Origin of the sequence: Streptomyces sp. CLV115 (genome assembly GCF_038448545.1) — a bacterium.
Taxonomy (GTDB): Bacteria; Actinomycetota; Actinomycetes; order Streptomycetales; family Streptomycetaceae; genus Streptomyces; species Streptomyces sanglieri.
Genome location: NZ_JBCEWQ010000296.1, coordinates 1 through 4,149, shown reverse-complemented (window position 1 = coordinate 4,149; position 4,149 = coordinate 1). Strand labels below are relative to the sequence as shown.

The following is a 4,149-nucleotide window of genomic DNA, read 5'->3' as shown; positions in this document are numbered from 1 at the left end:
GGGCGGCTCCGTGAGCGGCCGCCGCGTCACCCCCGGAGACGAGTGAGTTTGATTTTCCAACTGTCATGGCGGCAAGGTAGCGCCAGTGAGTTTGAGATGGCAACCTTGTGGTGATGAGAGCTGCACAGGAACCCCAAGCCCGTACCGCCCCGACGGTCGCGCTGCCCGGCCGGCCCTGCTCGGCCGCCGCCGCGCTGCATGTGGTGGGCGAGAAATGGGCGCTGCTCGCGGTGCGCGAGATCTTCTTCGGCAACCACCGGTTCGACGCGATCGCCCGTAACACCGGCGCGCCCCGGGACCGTCTCGCGGCGCGGCTGCGCTCGCTGGAGCAGGCGGGAGTGGTCGAGCGGCGGCCCTACAACGAGCGCCCGCCGCGGTACGAGTACCACCTGACCGAATCCGGGCGCGATCTCGCGCCGGTGATCCGGGCCCTGCTGGACTGGGGCGACCGGTGGGTGCTGGAGGACCGGCCGGTGGTCATGCTCCACGAGCCGGCCACGGACGCCCGTACGCCCGGGGGTACGCAGCCGCCCGCGCACGCGCACGATCTCGATGCGGCGTGGATCTGCCGCACGTGCGGCGAGGAAGTCGTGATGAACACACTGGCGGTCGACGTCCGCGCCCCGGGGTGGGACCGCGCGGGCCCCAGGGAGCCGGGCCCGTCCGACGTCTGAGTACGAGGCCGATGCCGCGCGGTACACGGCCGGCGGGGCCGCCGGAAGACACGATCAGCCGGCGGAGGGCGGCAGACAAGGATCAGCCGGCAGAGACCGGCAGAGAGCAGCCGGCAGGGATCGGCCGGCGGAGATCATCTGGCGGAGACCGGCCGACGGGCCGATGGATCAGTACCGCTCGACGAGGTGCTCCCGGCCCGCCGGGGGTTCGTACGGCTCGGGCCAGAAGTCGGTGATCCCACTGATCCGCCCCGTCGCGTCGAACACGAAGAAGTGGACGGCGGGCAGCTCCTCGGCGCCGACCGTGAAGCGCGTACGGACGGCTGCCTGCCGCCCCTTACCATCGGCCACCACGCGCTCGACGAGGACCCGCCACTCCCCGGGGTACTCCCGGTTGAACCGCACGTACCGCTCCTTCCCGCGAATGCGTTCGCGGGTCTGCGGCAGGTCGTACAACACTTCCTCGGCGAGCGTCGCGGCAAAGGCGTCCCAGTCGCGGGCGTCGGCCGCGCTCCAGTACGTCTCCACCACGGCGCGCAGATCGGCAGTCGTTGTCATGGTTCCGAGTCTGGACCCCACCACTGACAATCGGCTGCTGTTCAGGAATCGGCTGCCCTCGACGCCTTGATGGAGTACATCAGCGGGATGCGCGGCCGGTCCGCCGGGAAGCGGTAGAAGCCGTCGCTCTGCCGTTGCAGCGTCGGGAAGCGGGCGAAGAGCGAGGCGTCGTGCTCGTGCAGGAACTCGATCCGCAGCCCGGCGGCGGCCAGTGCCGACACCACGTCACCGATCGGGTGCTGCCATTCGACGCTGCGGTTGTGGACGGTGGGCGCGTCGAAGTCCGCGTACGTGCCCGGCGTCTCGTCCACCCATGCGTCGCGGCTGAAGTAGTCGTGCTCGACCTTCGTCCCGGTGGCGTCGTCGAGGCAGTCCGTCATCGGATGGAATTCCGCGAGGTAGAGGAATCCGCCGGGCGCCACGAGCGATGCGGCGGTCTCGGCCCAGCGGCGGGTGTCGGGCAGCCAGTTCAGCGCGCCGATGCCGGTGTAGACGATGTCGTACGACGAGTCGGGGACGGCTTCCGCGGCGTCGTGGACGTCGGCCGCGACGAACGCCGCCCGGTCCTGGCCGAACCCGAGCTCGCGGGCCAGGGCGCGCGCGGTCTCGACGGCCGGTTCGGAGAAGTCCAGCCCGACGACCTGTGCGGCGCCGTGCCGGGCCCAGGAGAGGGTGTCGACGCCGATGTGGCACTGGAGGTGCAACAGCGACTTGCCCGTGACGTCCCCGACCTCGGCGAGTTCGAAATCGCGCAGGGCGTCCTTCCCGGCGCGGAACGATTCGAGGTCGTAGAAGTCGCTCGTGGCGTGTATCGGGACGCGCTCGTCCCAGTGCGCACGGTTTGCCTCGCGCCAGTCGGCAGGGGTCGGTACATGCATGCCCGGAGGTTATCCACAGGCTGAGGACGAAGCGAACGGATTGTCGGCGTTCCGACGCAGAATGGGGGACATGACTGAGACCACTGGCTCGACGACGGCCCCTTCCGCCCAGGACCCCGCTGCCGCGACGGCGGCCGCTTCCACACCGGAGTGGGAGCAGCGCTTCCGGGCGCCACGGGTGTCGTTGCCCTCCTGGGCGGAGGACGCCCCCCACCGTTCGCTGTTCGTCTCCAACGCCACGGGCACGTACGAGCTGTACGCGTGGGACCGCGCCACCGGCGAGCAGCGCCAGGTGACCGACCGGCCGAACGGCACGACGGACGGGTTGCTGACGCCCGACGGTGAGTCGGTCTGGTGGTTCAACGACACCGACGGCGACGAATTCGGGGTGTGGATGCGCCAGCCGTTCCACGGCGGCCAGGACGGGAAGTCGGGTGACGAGCCGGCCACACCTGGGCTCGGCGCCTCGTATCCGGCCGGGCTCGCGATCGGGCGGGACGGCACGGCGGTGGTCGGCCGCTCGACCGACGACGACGGCACGACGGTCCATGTCGTGCGGCCCGGTACGGCTCCCGTGGAGATCTACCGCCACCGCGAGTCGGCGGGCGTCGGTGACCTCAGCCATGACGGGACGCTGATCGCCCTGGAGCACACCGAGCACGGCGACGCGATGCACTCCGCGCTGCGCGTGGTGCGGCCGGACGGGACGACGGTCGGTGAGCTGGACGACACCGAGGGGGGCACGAAGGAGCTGGGCCTGTCCGTGCTGGGCTTCGCGCCCGTGGCCGGGGATCCGCGGCTCCTGGTCGGGCACCAGCGGCGGGGCCGCTGGGAGCCGATGATCTGGGATCCGGTGTCCGGCGCGGAGACGGAGCTCGCGATCGATCTGCCCGGCGATGTGGTCGCCGAGTGGTATCCGGACGCCTCCGCGCTGCTGGTCATGCACGAGTTCGAGGCCCGCAGCGAGCTGTGGCGGTACGAGCCGGAGGCGGGCGGCGCGCCCGTCCGGGTGGAGACCCCCGCGGGTTCGGTGTCGGGTGCCACGGCCCGGCCGGACGGCACGGTGGAGTACCTGTGGTCCTCGGCCGCGCAGCCGCCCGTCGTCCGCTCGACATCGGGTGCGGTGGTGCTCGATCCGCCCGGCTCGAAGGCGCCGGCGTCCGTTCCGGTGGAGGACGTGTGGGTGGACGGGCCCGGGGGCCGCGTCCACGCTCTCGTCCAGCGGCCGGCCGCTCCGGCGGAGGGGCCGTTCCCCACCGTCTTCGAGATCCACGGCGGTCCGACCTGGCACGACAGCGACGCGTTCGCCTCCGGCCCCGCCGCCTGGGTGGACCACGGCTACGCGGTCGTACGGGTCAACTACCGCGGTTCCACCGGGTACGGCCGCGCCTGGACGGACGCGCTCAAGCACCGGGTCGGCCTGATCGAGCTGGAGGACATCGCCGCGGTACGGGAGTGGGCGGTGAAGTCCGGTCTCGCGGACCCGGAGAAGCTGGTTCTGGCGGGCGGCTCCTGGGGCGGCTATCTGACCCTGCTCGGTCTCGGTACGCAGCCGGACGACTGGGCTCTCGGCCTGGCGGCGGTCCCGGTCGCCGACTACGTCACGGCGTACCACGACGAGATGGAGAACCTGAAGGCGATGGACCGCACGCTGCTGGGCGGCACGCCGGAGGAGGTCCCCGAGCGCTTCGAGGCGTCGTCCCCGCTGACGTACGTAGACGCGGTCCGGGCGCCGGTCTACATCTCGGCGGGCGTCAACGACCCGCGCTGCCCGATCCGCCAGGTCGAGAACTACGTCGACCGGCTGAAGGACCGCGCCGCGGTGCACGAGGTGTACCGGTACGACGCGGGACACGGTTCGCTCGTCGTGGAGGAGCGGATCAAGCAGGTCCGGCTGGAACTGGACTTCGCCCGCCGCCACCTGACCACGGGGACGGACCCGTCCGCCGCGTAACGGGCGGACCGACGGGCCCCGGCTCCGTCCCGTGCGGGAGCGGGGGCGGCCCCCGCACGGGAGCGGGGGCAAGGGAGCGGGGCGC

4 protein-coding genes are annotated in these 4,149 nt (G+C 71.9%); 2 read left to right on the top strand and 2 right to left on the bottom strand.

Going from position 1 to position 4,149, the window contains the following annotated elements; all coding sequences use genetic code 11:
* Window positions 1-113: 113 nt before the first annotated feature.
* Window positions 114-674, top strand: a complete 561-nt coding sequence (locus AADR41_RS41430) for a winged helix-turn-helix transcriptional regulator (RefSeq protein ID WP_342287585.1) — start codon at window positions 114-116, stop codon at window positions 672-674.
* Window positions 675-842: 168 nt separating this feature from the next.
* Here AADR41_RS41430 and AADR41_RS41425 read toward each other — a convergent pair whose 3' ends face one another.
* Both AADR41_RS41425 and AADR41_RS41420 read right to left on the bottom strand, forming a co-directional pair.
* Entirely contained in the window at window positions 843-1,232 is a 390-nt protein-coding gene (locus tag AADR41_RS41425) for a nuclear transport factor 2 family protein (RefSeq protein ID WP_342287583.1), read from the bottom strand.
* 41 nt (window positions 1,233-1,273) lie between these two features.
* The gene (locus AADR41_RS41420; protein WP_342287581.1) at window positions 1,274-2,110 is read right to left on the bottom strand and encodes a methyltransferase domain-containing protein; all 837 of its coding nucleotides are present in this window, start codon (window positions 2,108-2,110) and stop codon (window positions 1,274-1,276) included.
* Between the two features lie 70 nt (window positions 2,111-2,180).
* On the opposite strand from AADR41_RS41420, the gene AADR41_RS41415 reads away from it, so the two are divergent.
* Window positions 2,181-4,064, top strand: a complete 1,884-nt coding sequence (locus AADR41_RS41415; RefSeq protein WP_446751208.1) for a S9 family peptidase — start codon at window positions 2,181-2,183, stop codon at window positions 4,062-4,064.
* Window positions 4,065-4,149: the final 85 nt, after the last annotated feature.